The sequence below is a fragment of the Methylomonas rosea genome, assembly GCF_024505055.1.
GTDB classification, from domain to species: Bacteria; Pseudomonadota; Gammaproteobacteria; order Methylococcales; family Methylomonadaceae; genus Methylomonas; species Methylomonas rosea.
Genome location: NZ_JANIBL010000063.1, coordinates 1 through 20,249 on the forward strand (window position 1 = coordinate 1; position 20,249 = coordinate 20,249).

Sequence of the window (20,249 nt, forward strand, 5' to 3'; positions counted from 1 at the left end):
CACCAAAAAATGCGATAAGACTTAGCTGTCCTGACACACTGATCTGGTCGCTAACCAGCCAGAGGAAGGAGAAACCAAGGGTAATTATGAATAGTTTATTCAGAATTGCCGTTGTCAATCGAGGGCTTTGAAAGCGCGATAGCAGCTTCTGAAATCCCCCCAGAAACTGCGCAAACGTCGTACCGCAAAAAGGACAAATCGATTTTGTTGGTTGCCCGTAATAAGTAACGACGCGCGGTACCATGATTCGATGGCATTCGGGACAATCGACAGTTGCATGATGACCCTTAAACATTGCGTGATTTGATCGAGTTTGAATCGATTGGCTGGGCCGTTTGAACCGATCTGACAGTGATGACTGTGAAGACATTGTATTCTCCATGCTTAAGCGGTTGGGCAATCCTATCGCGAATGAACTAACGTTCTAAGTCGGTTTTTAACTCAAAGCCATTTTTTAGGGCAAAGAATAATGGCTTGCATAACGACTGGATCACTCGCCGACACTCGCCAGGATTTTGTTGATTACCGTAGCCGAAATCCGAAAATCCGATCGGTATAAGACTTCAAAAGCCGCTCGAGCAGACGCAATCAAACCTTGTTTCTTGGCTAGGCCAATGACTGCGGCCGTACCGACGACCTGTAGTTGATATTCTTTGGCCACAGCCCGGCCGGCACGTTCGTCCATGATCAGCAAATAGTTTTCGGGTGACGATAGCGCGATGTTGATGCACTCCGTTTCACCAGCGTCCAGGTCGATATCCAAACGTGGTGTGATGGATTCATGCCATACCGTTAACCAACCTGAATCGAATGCATGGAACAGCGCTTGTTCACCCGGCGCCGATTTGCCAGGTAACACTTCTTGTTTCACCGTTTCGGGTACGAAAACTTGGCCAAATAACTGGGGCAACCAAATTAAACCCTCCACCAACGCCAAGCCGATCAATGGACTGGCGTCGACAATTACTTTCTTGGTCATTGGATATCAGGCTTGGTTGAGCCACTGGTCCAGAGTATCCAAATCGTCCCCAACTTCGTCGGCCGTTTGATCGATGACGGGGATACCCAAGCGCGAGACGTGCGCAATAAAGCCGGCCAATGGCATATCGGCCAGTTTAGCGGAGCGAGCGAGGGATAAATTTCCGTCCTTGAACAAGGCTGTCGCCAATGCCTTGCGAACACCCGGCATGCCGATGATTTTGGCGGATTTTAGGCCGACCATCACGGCATCCGGTTCGTTTCTATTCATGACCAGGACCATATCCTCATGAGCCATGCGCAACGCTTCGCTGGGGTTGTTCTTTAGACCACTGACATTGACCGTTTTCATAGTCGGATTACATAGGAAGATTGAATGGGTGGATTATATTCCTTTGAATTGAAATGAGGGCATAAAGTTTTCCCATTGGATCTTGAGCTGCCCGGATAATAAGTCCCCCCAATTCGGCTACGACTTAGGAGCAATAGTTAGGTAATCATTCTGGTCTTAGGGATTTGGTTTAGCACGCACATTTGACAGACCTGCTGATATTTGCAGCCATGAATAACTAAATACGGCGTATGGCAGGTCGTACAGTAAGGTAATTCTGCGAGTCCGTCTCTCAGTGCTTCGGTGATAATCCAGGCTTCATCGAAATTTGCTGGCCGTATGCGGCCAAACGGTCGGCGTTCTTGGATATGGCTTGGATAGAATGCACAAAATGTATCCCAGGCAAACACTAGGGCGTTTAGGTCCATTTCGGCGGAGATAGCACTTGAGCAAGCGCTTCGATAGATTGATGCAAATAGCGCCATGTAAAGAAACGACTCACGTGACTGTGGCATTGCTAGGATGCTAGGGACTAGGCCAGCGACCGGACTTTCTCCGTGTAGGGAAAAGTAGAGATTACATAAGTCCTTCTGTCGAAGGGTTTTGATGACCCGGCCGGCAAATTTTGTGCGTAATCTTCGTTTCAGCAATTGATAAGCCCAATACTGATCTTTAAGCCGAGTAGCAAATGGGCAATGGTTGCTCATGACTCAGGCGGGTGGGCAGACAAGAGCATCAGAAGATCGATGGTTCGTGCGTCGAGTGCATTGGTATCTTCGTTTTTTTCGACGGTTAGAAATTTGCTCCATTTATGGGGATTGAAACGGGGGGCAAAGGTCAGGCAATCACTTCTGGCCAAGCTTTTTAATTGTGCGAGTGGCATCTTTCGGAGCAACGACACCGCTTCGGTCGTGAGACCTAAGCAGAACATGGCTTTCTGTTCGCTGCCGGAAAAAATTAAGGACTGAGCGACAATGAGGTAGTCGAGATTGAGTTTGTAGAGATTCTCATCCATTCTGCAATCCTCGATTGTCTAAAGAATTGCGCGAATTTGATTTGCCAGGGCGATTACTTTCTGCCCGTACTGGATGGCGGCCGGCTCGTTTTTCCAGCTGTAATATCGGCCTATGCCATGTGCGAGATTGCCAGGCACAGATTGGATGGCCTCGGAGAGTACGCTTGCGCCGATTTCGAGATTGGTGCTTGGTATCAAGAGTTGCTCTGGTTTCGCAACACGGTGGCCATGCTACCGCAGATTGACTTGCATCATGCCAACGTCGATATTGTGTTTACCTTGCTCCAACATTTGATTGAGTAAGGCTTCGGCTTCCTGCTGGCTGCCAGGAATATAGGCGTTGCCAGCGTTATTGATGGCCCAGGGCGAGGGTGTGACTCGATTCTGTTCGCCGTTTTTTCGCGACTCCGTGAGCGCAACGGCATACAGAATATAGGGATCAATGCGATGCCTACGAGCTACTTGCCCCCACAGCGTGTTTTGTAATTTAGTATTTGATGTCAGGGACTCTTGGTTGCTGCTATTCATTTTAATGGATCCAGCAGCCATCGATTCTATGGGTTGGCTGATGATGCAAAGGCCGCCAATCATGCCAAGCTGAAGATGCTTAACAACGTTTTGAAATGGAAACCTAAGCTTAAGATTTTTTGAAGGAATAATGAACATCGCAAGCTCGCCTCAATGATCTTGAGGCGAGTTTACGACGCTGCTAAAAATTCTATACGTTCGAAAAACGCTTTTTTCTGGCGTTTTTATCTTGATTTGTCATTTTTGGAGGTTCGCAACAAATGTTCGTGCGCCATCGTATTTGGATGTCAATCCAAAAAACGAGCCTAAAATGAGGATTTAGATTAATTGGAATGTTTGACGGGGTATTTCGTTGAAGACAAACCGGACTGATCACTTTGGTTCAAAAGGTTAAACCGATACGATTTTCAGGGAATTCGGTCCGCCTTCGGTAATTGTTGCTTGGTATAGGTTTTAGTATAGGTTTGAATTTTATTCCAATAAACCCCATGAAAAACAATAAGAACACGCTGCTGCATCATTGGCGTGTGTTGCATGGTGATGCTGTTCTTGCTGTCTTGAGATTTATCAGTGTTCATTATTGAGCAAATTGCTATTCAGTTCTAACTCGAGTTTAACGCGCCCAATTGTCAAATAATCTTGATTAATACGGCGGTGCGTTGTTGTACTACGAATGACCGTAATCTGGTGGTATTAAGCGCGACGAGTGTCTGAACATGTTGTAAGGATTTGAACATAAACGGCGAATATCCTTAGTTTCGGCTGTCCGCCAGCATAAATTCGTAGCGCTATTGTCGCTTGGGATGCCTTTAAAAACCAGCGCGAATCAAGACATCAGAAAAGGCTGCCCGTAGGGCAACCAAATAAATGCAGAATATTTTGTAACAGTATCGGGATAAAAAAACCTGCTGATGCGTCTTGCTGAGCATCGTAAATGGAAGGGGGAATGGAGAATAACTTACGCAATCAAGTCGGGAAAAATCGCGCTACTTCAAGCAAGCAGATTTGAGGTCAAGACTTTGCGCCTTGACCTCAACGTATAGAACTAAAACGTCCTTGACTTACATTGCAGACGTTTTAACGTTGCCGATAACCTATCGATTTCCTCGTAGGTGTTATAAAACGCCAACGATGGTCTTACGGTACTTTCCAAGCCAAAACGCCGCAAGATGGGTTGCGCGCAATGATGTCCGGAGCGCACGGCAATGCCCACTTCATTCAAGGCCTTACCGACATCTTGCGTGCTATGACCATCCATTACAAATGACAACACGCTGGTTTTATCCGGTGTAGTGCCGATCAAGCGCAGGCCCGGAATGGCCTGTAACGCATGCATCGCATAAACCAGCAATTCATGCTCGTAGCGTGCTACGTTTTCGATGCCGATCTTGTTCAGATATTCCAGCGCCGCTCCCAGACCCACCGCATCGGCAATATTCCCGGTGCCGGCTTCGAATTTCGCAGGTGCCGGTTGATAGACGGTTTTTTCGAAGGTCACGTCTTCGATCATATTCCCGCCGCCTTGCCAAGGCTGGGTGGCCTCCAGAACGTCAGCCTTGCCGTAAAGCACACCGATGCCGGTCGGCCCGAAGATTTTGTGGCCTGAGAACGCTAGCCAATCGCAATCCAAGGCCTCCACATCCACTTTCAAATGCGATACCGATTGCGCGCCGTCCAAAAGTACCTTGGCGCCGGCCCTGTGGGCCAGTGCTATCATTTCCTGTGCCGGCGTGACAGTGCCTAGCGCATTGGAGACCTGCGTAAACGATACCAGCTTGGTTTTAGCATTCAGCAGTTTTTGATACTCGGCCAAAATCACTTGGCCGTTATCATCCACCGGAATCACTCTCAGCACCGCACCGGTTTCCGCACAAAGCTGTTGCCAGGGCACGATGTTGGCGTGGTGTTCCAACCAGCTGATGATGATTTCATCACCCGCGCCGATGTTTTGTTTACCCCAACTCTTAGCGACCAGATTGATGGCTTCGGTGGCACCACGTACAAAAATCACTTCATCAGCCGATGACGCGTTAATGAAGCGCGTAACGATTTCCCGGGCACCCTCATAGGCATCGGTCGCCCGCGCCGCCAATTCATGCGCGGCACGATGGATATTCGAGTTCTCGTGTTGATAAAACTCGGAAATCCTGTCTATAACCACCTGCGGTTTCTGCGTAGTGGCAGCATTATCCAACCAGGCCAGCGGATAGCCGTTGACGCGTTCTTGCAGAATGGGAAAGTCTTTACGCACTGCGTGCACGTCAAACGGCGGGTGTGCGGAACCTAAACCCGGTATTTGAGCCGCGCGAGCCAATGCCGATACGTCGTTCAGAAAATAAAACGATGAACCGCTAGTCGCTGCGGGTTGCCCTTTGCCCATGGGCGTTGCCAAGGCGGTTTGCAAATCCGTGGTGCCGGGTAACGCAAAACTGCGCTGCACCAAGGCGGAAATCGCGCCGTCGTCGATGCCGGGCCGGGAATCGAAACCCGAGCTGACGTTGTGGAACGGAACGGACGTGGCCGCAGAGACCGGCACGGTATCAATCGCCTCGCCAGTGTTAGGCACTTCCCGGAAAAACTGGTTTGCCAAGCGCGTCAATTCGGCGGTATCCGGCAGACCATCCGGCACCGGACCACCGTTTAGCGCTTGTTGCGCCAGACCGGCTAAGTCTATGTTATTGGTAGTCATAGTAGTTGCCTATTTCGACATTCTCCAATACGCCGATGGCATCTTCAGTTAACACTGCCAACGAACAATACAGCGATACCAGATAAGACGCGATCGCTTTATGGTTGATGCCCATGAAGCGCACGGACAGGCCCATGCTCAGTTCGTCGGTCAAGTTGGGTTGATACAAACCGACCACGCCTTGCCGGCTTTCGCCGGTGCGCAACAGCAGGATATTGGTTTTGCCGTTGGTGATTTTCAACTTGTCGGTCGGGATCAAGGGCAGACCGCGCCAGGTTAAAAACTGCGAACCGAACATGGAGATGGTGGGCGGTGGTGTGCCGCGGCGGGTGGCTTCACGGCCGAAGGCGGCAATCGCGCGCGGATGGGCCAGGAAGAACGCGGGTTCTTTCCAGACGCGGGCAATCAATTCGTCCAGGTCGTCCGGTGTAGGCGAGCCTTTGCGGGTTTGCACTTTTTGCGCTGGCGCGACGTTGTTCAACAAGCCGTATTCGGTGTTGTTGATCAATTCGCTTTCTTGGCGCTCTTTGACGGTTTCGATGGTCAAACGCAGCTGCTCATGAATTTGGTTGTAGGGGCTGCTGTACAAATCAGCGACGCGGGTGTGCACGTCCAGCACGGTATTGACCGCATTCAGGCGATATTCGCGGCCCCATTCTTCATAATCCACATAGGTTTGCGGCAACACTTTTTCGTCCAGGCTGGAACAATCCACGGCGATACTGGTTTCGCTTTTGACTTTGTTGACCCGGTAAATACCCGCTTCGACCGGTACCCAGTGCATCAGATGCACCAGCCAGCGAGGGGTAATGGTACCCATCATGGGCACGGTTTTGGTGGCATTGGATAAGGTGCGCGCAGCGACGTCGCCTAACGCGGTATGGGCTTGATGAATGTCTGACATGGTGATTTTCCTTTATTGAGTGGGTGGTGGTTTGTTAACTGTGTGTTTTGTTCGCAGAATCTTTAACTTTGGTTTCAAAAAATTGGATATGCAGCTGGCCTTTAAATCCCGCCACCGCCCGCAAATACTTCGGTGCGATTCTGGCCTTGGCTAACCAGGCTGTCGGGTGGGACGCTGTGGGTTAGCCAGACGTTGCCGCCGATGGTAGAGCCGCGGCCGATGGTGATGCGCCCCAAAATCGTGGCGCCGGCGTAAATCACGACATCGTCCTCGACGATGGGATGGCGGGCGTGGCCTTTCACCAACATGCCGTTGTCATCCTTGTCAAAGCGTTTGGCGCCCAGTGTGACCGCTTGATACAGCCTTACCCGGTGGCCAATGACGGCGGTTTCGCCAATTACCACGCCGGTGCCGTGGTCGATAAAAAAGCTTTCGCCGATTTGCGCACCGGGATGGATGTCGATGCCGGTGGCGGAGTGCGCTACTTCGCTGATTACCCTGGCTACCAGCGGCAGGCCCAACTCGTAGAGCACATGCGCCAGTCTGTGATGAATCACAGCGGTAATACCGGGATAACAGACCAACACTTCGTCCGCGCAGCGCGCGGCGGGGTCGCCTTCGTAGGCGGCTTGAATGTCGCTGTCGATCAATTGCCGCACCTCAGGCAACTGCGCCGCAAATTGCCGTGTGATGTCGGTCGCTTGACTTTGGGTGTCCAGGGACAGGCCTTGCTGTTCGGCCACAAATTGCAATTCCAGACTGATTTGCCGATGCAACTGCCGGAGTAGGCTGTCCAGGGTATGGCCGACAAAATAATCGATGCCTTCGTCGGTGAGATCCGGCATGCCCAGCCGATTGGGAAATAGCGCCGCACCCAGGTTGTCGACGATTTGACTCAACACCTTGCGCGAAGGCAATTTGGGCGGATGTTCGCGGCGGTGACGGTTTTCCAGGGATTGCAGACGCAGCGAGCGCAGTTCGGCGACCAGCGCATCGATTTCCCAGCGTTGGCCGTTTTCAGCTAAGGTCATAGCGCCACACCTTGCGGGTCGAACAGGCCTTCAAACAACGCGGAACTCAAATAGCGCTCGCCGGAGTCGGGTAAGATGACTACGATGGTTTTGCCTTCGTGTTCCGGACGTTTCGCCACCCGCACCGCCGCAGCCACCGCCGCACCGCAGGAAATGCCTGCCAGAATGCCTTCCTCACACGCCAGGCGGCGGGCGTAGGCTATGGCATCGTCGTTACTTACCAGGGCGATTTCGTCTACCAGGGATAAATCCAATACCTCCGGTACGAAACCGGCGCCAATACCTTGAATTTTGTGAGGCGCCGGTTGCAATGGCTCCCCGGCGCGAAACTGCGTCAATACCGGACTGGCCTCGGGTTCTACCGCAATGGACACGATAGGTTTGCGCTGATTAAATTTAATGTAACGCGATACGCCGGTGATGGTGCCGCCGGTACCGACGCCGGACACCAAAATGTCGATAGCGCCGTCGCTATCCGTCCAGATTTCCGGGCCGGTGGTCAGTTCGTGGATGGTTGGGTTGGCGGGATTTTTAAACTGTTGCAGCAGTACATAGCGCTCTGGGTCCGATGCGGCAATTTCTTCGGCTTTGGCAATAGCACCTTTCATGCCTTTGGCGCCTTCGGTGAGTACCAATTTGGCGCCGTACGCTACCAATAACTTGCGCCGCTCCAGACTCATAGTTTCCGGCATGGTCAAGGTCAACGGAATACCGCGCGCGGCGGCCACGAAGGCCAAGGCTATGCCGGTATTGCCGCTGGTGGGTTCGATCAATTCCTTATCGCCGCTGAGCAGGCCGCGTTGTTGGGCGTCGTTGATCATGGCTGCGCCTATCCGGCATTTCACGGAGTAAGCCGGATTGCGGCCTTCGATTTTTGCCAGCAAAGTCACCGGCGCGCCGTCGGTTATGCGGTTTAGCCGAACTAAAGGCGTATTGCCTATCGATTGCGAGTTATCTGGATACCAATGCGTCATGGCGGTATTACTCCCTATTGGTTTTCTGCGGGCCAAAAAAAAGCCAGCAGCCTGCTAAGGCGTACTGGCTTCCGGTGGTCCGGTCAGCAATTTTTTTTAAAGTACTTGGTTTAAACTGAGACTGTCAATACGGGTACCGGCAGCTTAGTTTTACGTAATGCCTGTTTGAGATATATAAATCTGAAAATATGATTTACCTCGTTGCAAAGAGCTTATTGCGATTGTTTGGGGGTGTGTAAGTCTTTGTTTTTGCGTGCGGCGTCCAGGGATTTGGGTTTTTGCGTCTGTTCTTATGATAAATATAGAAATTGAAAGGCAAATTCCTGCTTGATTTTAATATGCTTGTTCTTTGGCGGCTTTGGAAAGCAGCTCATTGATGAAATACTGCAAATAAGTCGGTAAATATAATTGCTTCAAATAGGCGATCTTCGTCGTCGAACGTGGGATAAGATGCGATAAATCCCGGGCGACCAGATCGTTGTCGTTGCGCGATTCATAAGATGTGCCGGCGATAATGCCGACGCCCAAGCCCAGCCTGACATAGGTCTTGATGATGTCGGAATCGGCGGCGGACAGCGTAATATCCAGTTCCTTGCCGGCGTTCTTGAAGGCTTTTTCGATCGTGGAGCGCCCGGTATAGCCTTGAGAGTAAGTCAAAATCGGAAACGCGGCTAGCCGGCCCAGCGTTACATCGCCTTGCGCCAAGGGATGATGACGCGGTACCACGGCAATGTGCTGCCATTCGTAGCAGGACTTGACGACTAATTTCTCGTCCTCATCCAGCTTTTCGGTGCAGATAGCAATATCGGCACGGTGCTGATGGAGTTGCTCGATCAGTTCTTGCGGCGAAGATTGCACCATATAGATGGTAATGCCCGGATATTTCTCCCGAAATTTTTGCACCGGTTCCGGGAGCAAATATTTGGCCTGGGTATGGGTGGTGGCGATGTGTAAGGCGCCGTTGCGGTTTTCGCGAAAGTCATCGGCGATGGACAGGATGTTCTTTTTGGCTTGGTTGATCCTGTCCACTTGTTCCATCACCTGCTCGCCCAGCGGTGTCAGGCCCAGCAATTTTTTGCCGTGCCGTTCGTAGAGCGGCGAGCCTAGTTCCTCCTCCAGTAATTGCAGCTGCCGGCTGGCCGCTGATTGCACCACATGCATAATTTCCGCGGCTTTGGATTGGTTGAATTGAGTGTCTTTTAGAACGCGCAATAATTCAAGCTGATTAAGATTCATACCGGTCTTTCCATGGGGTGATGTGAGCGAACATGCAATGCACGCGAAGCGTGGTGACTACTGTGTCGGGCTATACTGCCGATAGCCCGAGCCTTGTTGGGTACAAAGTCAATTAAACCAATGCGCCTGTTTAATATGCACAGCTACTCGGTCGCCCTTGTTTAAATTCAGTTGCTTGAAGCGTTCGTTGGGCATTTCCGCAAACAGCGTGGCACCCGAACCATTGTGTTGCGGATTGAATAGCTCGACCCGAATGGTCGCCCCCAGATGCTGCCAGTCCTTCAAAGTCACCGGCGAGCCGGAGGCCTCTTCGGCTTTGACAATATCGATATGATGCGGGCGAACATGGGCGAAGATGCCTTGCGGTTTTTCCGCCAGAATCCCCGCGCGTTGCAGCCAGTTACTCTCGGTTTCCGACAGATCGAAGATATTGGTTTGGCCGATGAACTTAGAGACAAAGGCATTGGCCGGATGATCGTAAATATCGGCCGGCGCGCCTTGTTGCTCGATACGGCCCTGATTCAATACCACCACTTGGCTGGCGACTTCCATCGCTTCTTCCTGATCATGGGTCACAAAAATACTGGTGACATGCAATTCCTGATGCAGATTACGCAGCCACTGCCGCAGATCCTTTCGCACGCTGGCGTCTAACGCGCCGAACGGTTCGTCAAGCAATAGCACGCTAGGTTCCACTGCTAAGGCTCTAGCTAAGGCAATCCGTTGCCGTTGGCCGCCCGATAATTGATCCGGGAAGCGGTCCGCCAGCCAATCCAGTTGCACCAATTCCAGCAATGAATGGACTTTTTTGCTGATAAAGGCTTCGGTCGGTCGTTCTTTGCGCGGTTTGACCCGCAAACCAAAGGCGATGTTGTCGAACACCGTCATATGGCGGAACAGGGCGTAATGCTGAAATACAAAGCCGATGCCACGGCGGCTGACATGTTGCTCGGTCTTGTCTTCGCCGCTGAGCAGCACGCGGCCGAAGTCCGGGGTTTCCAGGCCGGCGATGATGCGTAGCAAGGTGGTTTTGCCGCAGCCGGAGGGGCCCAACAAAGCCACCAGTTCGCCTTCCGGAATTTCCAAACTGACGTCGTACAAGGCGGCGAACTTGCCGAAATTTTTGCTGATGTTATTTAGCAGAATACTCATGTTTTTATCTCACTAACGGATGTTAATCGCGCGACTAAATGCCCGGATTGTTGGCGGTCAGGCTCTGGCTTGCTTCCATTCCAAAAAGCTTTTCAAAACCAGCGTGACGATGGCCAACCCCGCCAAAATCGACGCGCTGGAAAACGCCCCGATGACGTCGTAATCGTTGTAACTGACTTCCACATGCAAGGGTAGGGTATTGGTCACCCCGCGAATATGTCCGGACACCACCGACACCGCGCCGAATTCGCCCATCGCCCTGGCATTGCACAGCAACACGCCGTATAGCAGTGCCCATTTGATATTCGGTAAAGTCACCAGAAAGAACGTTTTCCAGCCGCTGGCGCCCAGTGATAACGCGGCTTCCTCTTCTTCGCTGCCCATTTCCTGCATCAGCGGAATCAGTTCGCGCGCGACAAAGGGGAAGGTAATAAAGATGGTCGCCAACACGATGCCGGGCACCGCGAAAATCACCTTGATGTCATGCACGGAAAACCATTGCCCGAACCAACCTTGGGCGCCAAACATCAGCACAAAAATAAGACCGGAGATAACCGGTGATACGGAAAAGGGTAGGTCTATGAGGGTGGTCAATAAGCTTTTGCCCCAAAACTCGAAACGAGTAATCGCCCACGCTGCCGCGACGCCAAAGACGGTATTCAGCGGAACGGTAATCAGAGCAACCACCAATGTCAGTTGCATGGCGGCGATAGCATCCGGCTGTGCCAGCGCGGTCCAATAGGCTTGCCAACCTTTGGAGAAAGCCTGATACAACACCAAACCCAGAGGGACGCATAAAAACAGGACGATGAAGCCCACCGCTACGCCGACCAAGCCCCAGCGTACCCAAAATGGATCGTGTAGCGCTTTGAAGTTGGCTTGGCCGGTGGCGTCACCGATGACATGAACATTAGCGTGCATGATTTCTCCTAAATTTGCCCGGAGCGGCGGCGCGCCCAGAGTTGCAGTAAATTAACAATCAGCAGCAACAGGAACGACACCAGCAGCATCGTCAGCGCTATCGCGGTGGCTCCGGCATATTGGTACTGTTCCAGTTTGGTGATGATCAATAGCGGGACGATTTCCGAGACATAGGGCAGATTGCCGGCGATAAAGATCACCGAACCGTACTCACCAACGCCTCTGGCGAACGCCAGCGATACGCCGGTCAACAGCGCCGGAAAAATGTTGGGAAATATCACCTGAGTAAATACTTGCAAGCGAGTGGCTCCCAGGCTGGAAGCCGCTTCTTCCATGGTGGTGTCGAATTCTTGCAGCACTGGTTCGACAGTCCGCACCACAAACGGAATGCCGATAAAAATCAATGCCACCACGATGCCTAGTGGTTTATAAGCCACCTGTACGCCAAAGGACGACATCAGCCATTTACCCAGCAGGCCGCTGGGCTGGAAAATGGTGGCCAAGATCACGCCGGCCACCGCCGTTGGTAAGGCAAACGGTAGATCGATCAAGGCGTCCAAAAAGCGTTTGCCCGGAAAGGGATAACGCACCAACACCCAGGCGATGACAAAACCAAATAGGCCGGCCACCAATGCAGCGATTAGCGAAGTGCCGAAACTGACTCGAAACGACGAGACCACTCGAGTATTACTGATGATCTCCAGATAGTCTGTCCAGCTCAACTGCAAGCTCTTGAATACCAGGGTACTCAGCGGTATCAACACCACCAGGCAGAGGTAGAACAAGGTATAAGCCAGCGCCGGTCGAAAGCCCGGCATGATGTTGCTTTGGGTCATTGCGTTTCTCTGGAAACAGTCAGTAGGTGCCGACAGGATAGAGAAACTTAAATGCCAACGGAAATGATATAAATTGAATTGATAATCTGATATTCAGATAACAAGTAGTCGAATTTCGGTTGTTGTGGTGAGGACAAGATGCCGCGCATCGGCGACTTTGTATATCCCATTAACAGATATACATTTCTGTTTATATCGTTTTCAATCGCTATCTGGTTTTCTTACCATTTATCCACGGTCTGGGGCACTACCGCTCCCGCGACACGGATTCATAAACCCAAGATAACCCACCATACCTCAGGAGGCTATATGGCGATTGAACTCAACAGTCATGCGTTAAAGCAAGGCGACAACAAGGAGATTGCATTACAAATTGCCACGATTGTGCAGGATATTCGTTTTGGCTCGGTTGAAGTCGTTATTCACGACGGCCGGATCGTCCAAATCGACAAGCGCGAGCGTTTTAGACTGGGTCAGCAAAAAGATTCGGCATAAGCGGGTTCCTGGGTCAGACTTAGGCTTACGCCGCCAAATACCCGTTTGCTTGTTTCCACTTAGCCAAAGGACGGCGAGATGAGCAAAATCTTTTTGTATACCGATAATTAATTACTCTAACCCACAGTTAACCACATGAAACTACCTTTAATTTACACAATACCGGCAGCAGGTTCGCTATGCCTGTTGCTAGCTTGGCCGGGCTTAAGTTACGCCGAAGATTATTACGTGCCGACCAAAGGCTATCGCGTCGAACCAGCACCAACCGATCCGCCCTTGTATGTGCGTAATTTAAGTAAAACCCAGTTCGAGCAGTTTCGTGATGTGAAATGGTTGGATGTGGGCTTGGATTTTCGCACCCGCTACGAATATCGCGAGAACGACTATCGGCCGCAACGCAGCGGCACATCCGAATGGCGAGCCGATGCCGATAATCTTTGGCTGCTCAGGACCCGTGCCTACGTCGGTATTAAAGAGATACTCGATCCCTTACGCTTTGCGGTGGAGATGGAAGATGCGCGCAGTTACAACGGCTTGTACCCCAAAACCGATGCCGATGTGAACGAGTTTGAAATGATCCAGGGATATGGCGAGTTGTATTTCGAAAATGCCTTAGGGCATAACCGGCCCATCAGCATTCGTGCCGGTCGCATGCACTTGGAATTGTTGGATCGGCGCTTGATTGGTAACAATGAGTTCCGCAACACCACCAACAACTTTGAGGGTTACCGGGTACATTTCGGCAAAAAACAAAACAATTGGGACTTGGATACCTTTGCCTTGCAACCGGTGGAGCGCTACAAATACGAATTCGACCAACCCGACGAAGATACCTGGATTTACGGCGCCGTGCTCAGCCTGAAACAATGGTCCGAGTTTATCACCATCCAGCCTTATTTCTTGGGGCGGAAAACCGATGGTGACCCCGCCAATCGTGTTGCCGCGAATCGCAAGCCTGCTATGGACATCTACGCACCCGGTTTGCGGGCTTACGGCTTCTTCGGTGCGGGCTTTGATTTCGACGCCGATATCAACAAGCAATTCGGCCGCTATGGCTCGTTGTCCGGCACCACCCAGTCCTTGCGCCAACACGACGCTCTGGCTTACTCGCTGGAACTGGGTTATAGCTTCGATCACGATTGGAAACCCAGAGCCAGCCTGTATTACGGTTACGGCACCGGCGATAAAAACGCCGGCGATAATATTAACCAGCGCTTCGATGCCTTCTACGGTTTTAACCAGCCTTGGTCGCGTAACGATTATTTTTCCTGGGACAACATTCATGCACCCAAGGCCAGACTGGAGTTTACACCCTACAAAGACGTGCGTATCGATACCGGTTACAGCGCCTACTGGCAGGAAAGCGAGACCGGCGGTTGGAATCGTGCCGGCTTGCGCGATACCACCGGCCGCAGCGGCGCCTTCATGGGGCATGAGTTTGATATCCGTTTACGCCACAAACTCAATGCCTATGTGGATTGGAGCATGAGCTACGCACGGTTCACCCCAGGCGACTTCACCGAGTCGCGGGCCTTGCCGGTAGCGCAAGGCGGGCAGGGCGCTTATACCAGCGAGCCGAGCAACTTCTTCTATTTCGAAGTCTCGCTGAATGCCTTTGGGGACGGTAAACCAAGCTATAAATAAGTCTTCCCGGCAGGGCTGGCCGTTAGCACTTAACCCCAAAGGGTGAATGGACTCACCCAAGCACCGCCGGTGTCTGTTGTTGATTGACGACCATTGTCGGAGAGCGGATTGGCGGAAGAGGACCTTGTCCTTCAATATCGCCGGCCGCAACGGGCACCGTGACAGCGACCGATATTAGTAACCCGACCCTTAAATGCTTTGGATTCGCCATTCCCGCGTGGCGGGAGCCGTTAGACCGCGCAGCAAAGCCACTGTAGTCGCCGGACGCGACGATATTTATAGGTTGGGTTAATAGTGCGATCATCAAAAACCCACATACAAGCGGCATGCCCTTTGACAGGCACCGGGCGAACGGTGTGTAAGGGTCTTGCTAACAATCAGCGGGATTATTTAAATTAGAAAGTCGCTATACTCTCAGCAAGAGGAGGGTTTATGCGTGAAGCAGTGGCGCCTGCATGGCTGAGATGGATAGCTGTTGCCGGGCTTTATATGGTAACCGCTAGATTGGCTTTGTTATATTTCGCGCCCAATGGCAGTGCCAGTGTTTTTTTTATTGCCAGCGGACTGGCATTGGCGGCCATTTTGCTGGGCGGCCGCAACTATGTCTGGGCAATATTCGTCGGGGCGTTGGCGCTTAATATCTGGCAAGGCAAAGCGTTGTTGAGCGCGGCAACCATATCAATGGGCAGCACCTTCGGCGCCTGGTCAGGCGCTTGGTTGCTCCAACGCATCCGTGGCTTCGACCATACTTTGAAAACTCTGCGCGATTACCTGCTGCTGATTAGTCTCGGCGGGGTTGTGGCTTGCTCGCTGACGGCGGCGATAGGCACCTTGACCTTGTTTGTCGCCGGTTTTATCGGCGAGGAGGCAGTCCTTTCCGCCCTGTTACATTGGTGGATGGGCGACACACTGGGTGTGATATTGGTTACGCCGCTGATTCTGGTCTGGGCTAACAGTCCCTGTAAGCTGCGGGGTGCCAGGGAATTCGGCGAAGCATCTCTGATTGTCGCACTGAATTTTTTGGCGGGTCAGCTGGTTTTTCTCGACTGGTTTCACGACAGCCTCGGCGGCTACGCGAAGAGTTACTGGATATTTCTACTTGTCAGTTGGGCGGCTGTCCGTCTTGGCCGCCGCGCTACGACGCTGATCTTGGTCGTTACCGCCACACAAGCCATGTTCGGCTTGGTGTGGCGACGCTCAGGCTTGGCCGATCCCGGCTTGGGTGATAACCACGACATCAACTACTGGTTTTTCATGGTGGTGCTATCGGTAGTGGGCATGGCCTTGGCTTGTTATTTTGCCGAGCGGCAAAGGGCCTTGGAAACCTTGGCCGACAAAGAAGATTTGCTGAGCACCCTGTTAAAGGCCATGCCCGACAAAATATGGCTGAAAGATCCCGACGGCGTGTACCTGCTGTGTAACCCAAGTTTCGAGCCGCTGTACGGCAACCCTGAACAGGTTATCGTCGGCAAGACCGATTACGATTTTGTCAGCCCGGAAAGGGCTGCTGCCTATCGCGAACAGGATTTTAAAGCCATCGCCGCCGGTGAGCCTATTCGAAATCAGGATTGGGTGACCCATGCCGACGGCAAGCACACTGCACTCTACGAAACCATCAAAACACCGGTGAATTCCAGCGACGGCAAATTGATTGGCGTACTGGGCATGGCCCGAGACATTACCCAATTGCATGCAACGCAGAGCGCCTTAAACGAGCGCATCAAGGAACAAAAATGTCTGCACGCGGTTTTTCGGGCTACCGAGGATTTAGAAATGCCCTTGCCCGAGGTGTTGCAGCGTGTAGTTGACCTATTGCCTGCCGGCTGGGAGTGTCCTGAAGCAACCGCAGCCCGCCTGGAGTGGGAGGGTCAGAGCTATTTCAGCCGCAATTTCAAAAATCCGAGTAGCTTGCTGACCGCGCCCATTCAAATCGACGGTGCGGCCTCCGGCAGTATCTCGGTCGCTTATCTACAGTCGGGCCCGGCGCAACGGGGTGATCAGTTTTTGGGTGAAGAACGACTCTTGCTCGATGCTGTGGCGGAACGGGTGAGTAGCTTTATCAAACGCCGGATCATCGAGGAAAAAGCCAGAAATCGCGAGCGCATTTTCAGCGCCATCGTCTCGCAGGCCACCGATGCGATTACTCTGATCGATGCCGAAACCTTCGAATTCATCGAATTCAACGACGCCGCCTGCCAACACTTGGGTTACAGCCGCGAGGAATTCGCCTGCTTGCGCTTGCCGGATATTCAAGGAGAATTCGCTGCCGCACAGATTAGACAAATAACAGACGATTTCATGCAAGCCGGCGGTGCGCAATTCGATACCTTACGCCGCCACAAGAACGGCACGTTGCTGAATGTGCATGTCAGCATAAAAGTGATTGAAATCGAAAGTCGCAATTATCTGTCCCTGATCTGGTCGGACATCACCGAACGCAAGCAGATCGAGGAGCAATTCCGCCATCTGTTCGACCACAACCCGGCGCCGATGTTGATTTATGAGCGCGGCACGCTGGCCATGGTTGCCGTGAACGACGCGTTTAACGAGTTATATGGCTACAGCCAAGCGGAGATCACCGCGTTAAATCTCACCGATCTGTTCCCGGACCAACAGAAACAGGCCATTACCACCTTGGCTGCCGGGCTGCACGGTTTTGCGTATATCGGCGAGTGGCAGCATATCCTCAAAGACGGCAGGGTGATCGACATCATCGTGCGCTCGCATGACATCAATTTTTCCGAGCGTAACTGTCGAGTGGCAGTGATTACCGACATTACCGAACTAAAGCAGGCGGAAGCGGAGCTGCGCAAATTGTGGCTCGCGGTGGAGCAAAGCCCCAACAGCATCGTCATCACCAATCTGAAGGCGGAGATCGAGTACGTCAATCAGCATTTTAGCGCGGTCACCGGCTACAGCCGCGAGGAAGCCATCCGCAAAAACCCGCGTATTCTGCAATCCGGACACACTGGTCAAGCCACTTACGACGAGATGTGGAATACCCTAACCCAGGGTAAAAGCTGGTCCGGCGAATTGATTAACCGGCGCAAGGACGGCAGTGAATACATCGAATGGGCACAGATCACGCCGGTAAGGCAATCGGACGGCGCCGTCACCCACTATCTGGCCATTAAGGAGGACATTACCGAGAAAAAACGGGTAGAGGTCGAACTGGATTCTTATCGCCACCATCTGGAAGAGCTAGTGGCGGCGCGTACGCTGGAACTGGAGCAGGCCCGCCAGGTTGCGGAAGCGGCCACTTTGGCGAAGAGTCAGTTCCTGGCGAATATGAGTCATGAAATCCGCACGCCGATGAATGCGATTTTAGGCATGTTGTATCTGGCCCTGAAACAGGATTTACCCTCTACCTTGCACAACCACTTGACGAAAGCCCAAAGCGCCGCGCATTCGCTGCTGGGTATCATCAACGACATTCTGGATTTCTCCAAAATCGAAGCCGGCAAGCTGGAATTTGAGTCTACCGAGTTTGCCCTGGATAGAGTGCTGGAGCAACTCACCGACGCCATCGGACTTCAGGCCGAGCAAAAGGGCGTGGAGTTTTTAATTCGCTATGATGTGAACATTCCCGCCACTCTGCTGGGCGATCCGCTGCGCTTGAAACAGGTTCTGCTCAATCTTTGCGGGAATGCCATCAAATTCACCGAACGCGGGGAAGTGGAATTGGCGTTCCGGATGCTCAGCAAAAAGGACGACGCGATCATCTTGCAGATTTCGGTTCGCGATACCGGCATCGGCATGGACCGGGAACTGCAAGGGCGTCTATTTCAGAAATTTACCCAGGCCGATCAGTCCACTACTCGGAAGTTTGGCGGCACCGGATTGGGACTGGCGATCAGCAAACACCTGGTGGAACTGATGGGCGGCCGGATCTGGCTCGAAGATTCACAACCCGGTCAAGGCACGACCATTTGTTGCACGGTGCAACTGCACGTTGCCCAACAGGCGGAGGCGCGTCGCCGGGAGTTGTTGGATCAGACCGGGTCTTTACTGAAAGGCATCCGCGTGTTGGTAGTGGACGACAACGAAATTTCCCGAGAAATTCTCGCGGAAATGTTACGTTTCTTTCAGTTGGATGTCAGTTTGGCCGGCGATGGCGCTGCCGCGATTCGTTTGCTGGAAACCGCCGCCGACCATCCTTTCGATCTGGTGTTGATGGACTGGCGGATGCCCGGCATGAATGGCGACGAAGCCACCAGGCGGATTCATGCCGATGCGGCTATTGTGCTGCAACCTAAGGTGATCATGATCACGGCATACGGCCGCGAAGACGTGATGTTGCTGGCTCACCAAGCCGGGGTGGATGGTTTTCTGATCAAGCCGGTTTCGCCGTCGTCGCTGCTGGATAGTATGTTGTCGGCATTCGGGCGCGGCGACGTCCTCGGTTGGCAGGACTCGCCGTATGCAGCCTCGCAGGCGCCGCCGAATTTCATTGGCCGCCACGTATTATTGGTGGAAGATAATGCTATTAATCGCGAATTTGCCATCGAATTGCTACGCAGTATGAATATCGAGGCGGATGAGGCGGTGAATGGCGAAGAGGCATTGGCGATGGTGCAGCGTTACCAGTACGATTGCATATTGATGGACATCCAGATGCCGGTGATGGACGGCCTGGAGGCGGCGCGGCGGATTCGCGCTTTGGCTAGTCAACCGGGCGGAGAGCGCTTTGCCAGCTTGCCGATTATTGCCATGACCGCGCTGGCGATGGCCCGCGATGCCGAGGAAAGCCGGGCGGCCGGCATGAACGACCACGTTACCAAACCGGTTGAGCCGCAGAGCTTGTTTTCCTGCTTGGCAAAATGGCTGCCCGCCGCTTCGACTGATGCTCTGGCCGAGACTTACGCAGTCAATAACGCGCCGGCACGGGTAGTTTGTTCGCCTGAGTTATTAGGCTTGCAAAGTTTGCAAGTCAGCGAGGGGATTCGCCGCATCGGCGGTAAGGAAACCGCTTATCGCAAACAACTCAGGCGCTTTCGCGAACATTATGCCAACGCAGTTGACGAATTACAGCGCATATTGCAGACCGACAATCTCACGACGGCTGAAAATTATTGCCATTCCTTGAAAGGCGTAGCGGGGAATATCGGCGCCAACGCGTTTTACGAGTGCGTCGCCGGCATCGATGCCTTGCTTAAACAACAGCAACGGCCTGCCGCCGAGAACATTGAGCAGTTACGCGATTTATTGCAACAGGTGATGACCGACATTGATAGCCTTGCCGCACCGCCGGCGCCGGCCGCATCGCCGGCAAATCGGCTATCGGCCGATGCGGTTACCGCTAAAATCACCCGGCTAATGGCCGTCTTGGAAAGCGATTTAGGCGCAGCGGAAGCGTTGATCGGCGATTTACGTAAGGGTACGGCCGGTAGTGAGTTCGAAGCCGATTTCGACGAGATTGCCGCCGAGGTCGATGCGTTTAACATAGATCAAGCCATAGTCCTGCTGGCGGCGGTGCAACAACGCCTGTTGGCTGGGCCGTCATTACATTAGCGAA

At 52.6% G+C, this 20,249-nt stretch carries 16 protein-coding genes and 1 pseudogene; 3 read left to right on the forward strand and 14 right to left on the reverse strand.

Annotation, left to right across the window (positions count from 1 at the left end; translation table 11 throughout):
* The 14 genes and pseudogenes from NP589_RS17535 to cysT all read right to left on the reverse strand — a co-directional run.
* Positions 1-244 (reverse strand): annotated as a pseudogene (locus tag NP589_RS17535) (hypothetical protein); the annotation flags it as partial.
* A gap of 246 nt (positions 245-490) precedes the next feature.
* Positions 491-979, reverse strand: coding sequence for a PIN domain-containing protein (locus NP589_RS17540; RefSeq protein WP_256608132.1), 489 nt, complete (start codon positions 977-979; stop codon positions 491-493).
* Positions 980-985: 6 nt separating this feature from the next.
* Positions 986-1,330, reverse strand: coding sequence for a UPF0175 family protein (locus NP589_RS17545; protein WP_256608133.1), 345 nt, complete (start codon positions 1,328-1,330; stop codon positions 986-988).
* Positions 1,331-2,012: 682 nt separating this feature from the next.
* Positions 2,013-2,324, reverse strand: coding sequence for a flagellar transcriptional regulator FlhD (locus tag NP589_RS17555; RefSeq protein WP_256608134.1), 312 nt, complete (start codon positions 2,322-2,324; stop codon positions 2,013-2,015).
* Positions 2,325-2,555: 231 nt separating this feature from the next.
* Entirely contained in the window at positions 2,556-2,852 is a 297-nt protein-coding gene (locus NP589_RS17560; protein WP_256608135.1) for a lysozyme family protein, read from the reverse strand.
* 407 nt (positions 2,853-3,259) lie between these two features.
* Positions 3,260-3,430 (reverse strand): hypothetical protein, encoded by a 171-nt coding sequence (locus NP589_RS17565; RefSeq protein WP_256608136.1) that lies wholly within the window; start codon positions 3,428-3,430, stop codon positions 3,260-3,262.
* Positions 3,431-3,897: 467 nt separating this feature from the next.
* On the reverse strand, positions 3,898-5,541 hold the full coding sequence (locus tag NP589_RS17570; protein WP_256608137.1) for a family 2A encapsulin nanocompartment cargo protein cysteine desulfurase: 1,644 nt from the start codon (positions 5,539-5,541) through the stop codon (positions 3,898-3,900).
* Positions 5,528-6,445 (reverse strand): family 2A encapsulin nanocompartment shell protein, encoded by a 918-nt coding sequence (locus NP589_RS17575; protein ID WP_026600930.1) that lies wholly within the window; start codon positions 6,443-6,445, stop codon positions 5,528-5,530. The genes NP589_RS17570 and NP589_RS17575 overlap by 14 nt, the downstream gene beginning before the upstream one ends.
* Positions 6,446-6,546: 101 nt before the next feature.
* Positions 6,547-7,476 carry a serine O-acetyltransferase EpsC gene (gene epsC / locus NP589_RS17580; protein WP_256608138.1) on the reverse strand — a complete coding sequence of 310 codons (930 nt, stop codon included), beginning with the start codon at positions 7,474-7,476 and terminating at the stop codon, positions 6,547-6,549.
* Positions 7,473-8,450: a cysteine synthase A gene (gene cysK / locus NP589_RS17585; protein ID WP_256608139.1), complete on the reverse strand. Its 978-nt coding sequence runs from the start codon at positions 8,448-8,450 to the stop codon at positions 7,473-7,475. The genes epsC and cysK overlap by 4 nt, the downstream gene beginning before the upstream one ends.
* A gap of 333 nt (positions 8,451-8,783) precedes the next feature.
* Positions 8,784-9,686 carry a LysR substrate-binding domain-containing protein gene (locus NP589_RS17590; protein WP_256608140.1) on the reverse strand — a complete coding sequence of 301 codons (903 nt, stop codon included), beginning with the start codon at positions 9,684-9,686 and terminating at the stop codon, positions 8,784-8,786.
* A gap of 108 nt (positions 9,687-9,794) precedes the next feature.
* Positions 9,795-10,838: a sulfate/molybdate ABC transporter ATP-binding protein gene (locus NP589_RS17595; protein WP_256608141.1), complete on the reverse strand. Its 1,044-nt coding sequence runs from the start codon at positions 10,836-10,838 to the stop codon at positions 9,795-9,797.
* Positions 10,839-10,895: 57 nt separating this feature from the next.
* Positions 10,896-11,759 (reverse strand): sulfate ABC transporter permease subunit CysW, encoded by an 864-nt coding sequence (cysW, locus tag NP589_RS17600; protein ID WP_256608142.1) that lies wholly within the window; start codon positions 11,757-11,759, stop codon positions 10,896-10,898.
* Positions 11,760-11,767: 8 nt separating this feature from the next.
* Positions 11,768-12,595 (reverse strand): sulfate ABC transporter permease subunit CysT, encoded by an 828-nt coding sequence (cysT, locus tag NP589_RS17605; protein WP_256608143.1) that lies wholly within the window; start codon positions 12,593-12,595, stop codon positions 11,768-11,770.
* A gap of 309 nt (positions 12,596-12,904) precedes the next feature.
* Between cysT and NP589_RS17610 the strand changes: the two genes are divergently transcribed.
* The 3 genes from NP589_RS17610 (at position 12,905) to NP589_RS17620 (ending at position 20,245) form a co-directional block, all read left to right on the forward strand.
* Positions 12,905-13,090 carry a YezD family protein gene (locus NP589_RS17610; RefSeq protein WP_064010329.1) on the forward strand — a complete coding sequence of 62 codons (186 nt, stop codon included), beginning with the start codon at positions 12,905-12,907 and terminating at the stop codon, positions 13,088-13,090.
* 135 nt (positions 13,091-13,225) lie between these two features.
* The gene (locus NP589_RS17615; protein ID WP_256608144.1) at positions 13,226-14,734 is read left to right on the forward strand and encodes an alginate export family protein; all 1,509 of its coding nucleotides are present in this window, start codon (positions 13,226-13,228) and stop codon (positions 14,732-14,734) included.
* A gap of 432 nt (positions 14,735-15,166) precedes the next feature.
* Positions 15,167-20,245, forward strand: coding sequence for a PAS domain S-box protein (locus tag NP589_RS17620; protein ID WP_256608145.1), 5,079 nt, complete (start codon positions 15,167-15,169; stop codon positions 20,243-20,245).
* The last annotated feature ends 4 nt before the right edge of the window (positions 20,246-20,249 follow it).